General features: G+C 70.1%; 3 protein-coding genes. All 3 read right to left on the reverse strand.

Annotated elements, in window-relative coordinates:
* The coding region (locus tag FV228_RS28280; RefSeq protein ID WP_147857522.1) for a response regulator at positions 1-424 on the reverse strand (424 nt) is incomplete at its 3' end.
* Entirely contained in the window at positions 421-1,266 is an 846-nt protein-coding gene (locus tag FV228_RS28285) for a CheR family methyltransferase (RefSeq protein ID WP_147857523.1), read from the reverse strand. The genes FV228_RS28280 and FV228_RS28285, both read right to left, overlap by 4 nt.
* Positions 1,267-1,288: 22 nt before the next feature.
* Complete coding sequence (locus tag FV228_RS28290) at positions 1,289-1,762, reverse strand: chemotaxis protein CheW (protein ID WP_147857524.1); 474 nt, start codon at positions 1,760-1,762, stop codon at positions 1,289-1,291.
* Positions 1,763-1,916 lie beyond the last annotated feature (154 nt).

The following is a 1,916-nucleotide window of genomic DNA, read 5'->3' on the forward strand; positions in this document are numbered from 1 at the left end:
GGCCGGGGCGCAGCCTCGCCCGGGCGGCGGCCCGGACGGCGTCGCAGACCCGCACGGAGGATTCCATCAGGAACTGACGGGTGTCGATGCGGGGCTTCGGGAAGACGTCGACCGCCCCCGCCTCCAGCACCTCGAACAGGGTCCGCGAGCCGTCCTCGGTGAGCGTCGAGCAGATGATCACCGGGATCGGCCGCTGCGCCATGATCTTGCGCAGGAAGGTCAGCCCGTCCATCCGGGGCATCTCGAGGTCGAGGATGATGACGTCCGGCACCTCGTCGTGGATGCGCCGCGCCGCGATGAACGGGTCGGCCGCCGTGCCCAGCACGGTGATGTCGGGGGCCGCCTCCAGGATGCCCACCAGGGTCTGCCGGACCGAGGCGGAATCGTCCACGATCAGGACGCGGATCGGCGCGCCCCGCCTCACGCGACCGCGCCCGGGGTCCGGCCGAAGATGGTCGAGGAGACCTGCGTCAGGCCCGGCACCCCGGCCCCGGCCATCGATTCCGAATGGCCCACCACCAGGAAGCCGCCGGGGCGCAGATGCGTGGCGAGCCGGGACAGCACCGCCCGCTGGGTGTCCTTGTCGAAGTAGATCAGCACGTTGCGGCAGAAGATGATGTCCACGTCGCGATCGACCGGATACTGGGCGTTCATCAGGTTGAGGTGCTTGAAATGCACCCGGCTGCGCAGCTCCGGCACGATCCGCCCGACCTTCCAGGACGGGTTGCGGGCGTTCATCACGTAGCGCCTGCGGAAATGCGGCGGCACCGCCTGCAGGACGTCGTCCGGATAGATGCCGTCGGCGGCCACCCGCAGCACCTCCGTGGAGACGTCGGTGCCGAGGATCGCGTAGTCGAGGGCGTGCCCGGCCATCGCCATGTCGTGCAGCACCATCGCGAGGGTGTAGGCCTCCGCCCCCGTGGAGGCGGCCGCACTCCACAGCTTGAGCCGCGCCTGCGTGATGCCGTTCCGGCGCAGCATCGGGATCAGCTCGTCCCGGAGCTGGTCGAAATGCGCCGGCTCGCGGAAGAAGTCGGTCTTGTTGGTGGTGACGCAATCGACGATGTGCACGAACTCTTCGGCGAGGTGACCCTGCTCGAAGACGTGCCGCCCGTATTCCGTCAGGGTCTCGATATCGAGCGCGCGCATGCGCTTGCGCAGCCGGCCCTCCACCATGGTGCGCTTGGCCGGTGGGATCTGGATTCCGACCCGGTCCTGGATCATCTCCGCGACGGTCTCGAAATGGCGGTCGTTCAGGCGCGGCATGGTGTGGCTCCCGGTGGGGCGATCAGGCCGCGAGCGAAGGCAACAGGAGCGCCGGGTCTTCCCCGGCCATCAGCGCCCGGAGGTCGAACACCACCACGAAGGCGTCGCCCTTGCGGCCGATGCCGGCGATGTAGGTCGAGCGCCAGCGCCCCCCGACATCGGGGGCGGGCTCCAGCTCGGCGCTGTCGAGCTCGGTCACCTCGATGACCCGGTCGGCCACGAAGCCGACCCGCATCGGCCGGTCGCCCATGGGGATGTTCAGCAGGATGATCCGGGTCGCCGGGGTCACCGGGATTGCCGGCAGGCCGAGCTTGGTCCGCAGGTCCACCACCGGGTAGCTCTGGCCGCGCACGTCGATCATGCCGACCAGGAACGGGGGCGCCTGCGGCAGGGCCGCCGGCGGGCGGTAATCCAGGATCTCGTGCACGGATTCGATGTCGATCCCGAAGATCTCGCGATCGAGGCCGAGGGTCAGGTATTGCCACACGCTGGACATGCTGGTCTCCGGCTGGGCCGCTGCCGGCCGGATCCCGCGCAGGTCGGGGGACACGGGGCATCGCTGCGGCGGCATGATGATCGGGCGTCTCGAAAGGAGGCGCCGCGCGGGGGGACCCGCGCGGTGCCGGGGCCGCTCAGGCGGCGCGGACGAA

Origin of the sequence: Methylobacterium sp. WL18, from assembly GCF_008040015.1 — a bacterium.
In the GTDB taxonomy this organism is placed as follows: Bacteria; Pseudomonadota; Alphaproteobacteria; order Rhizobiales; family Beijerinckiaceae; genus Methylobacterium; species Methylobacterium mesophilicum.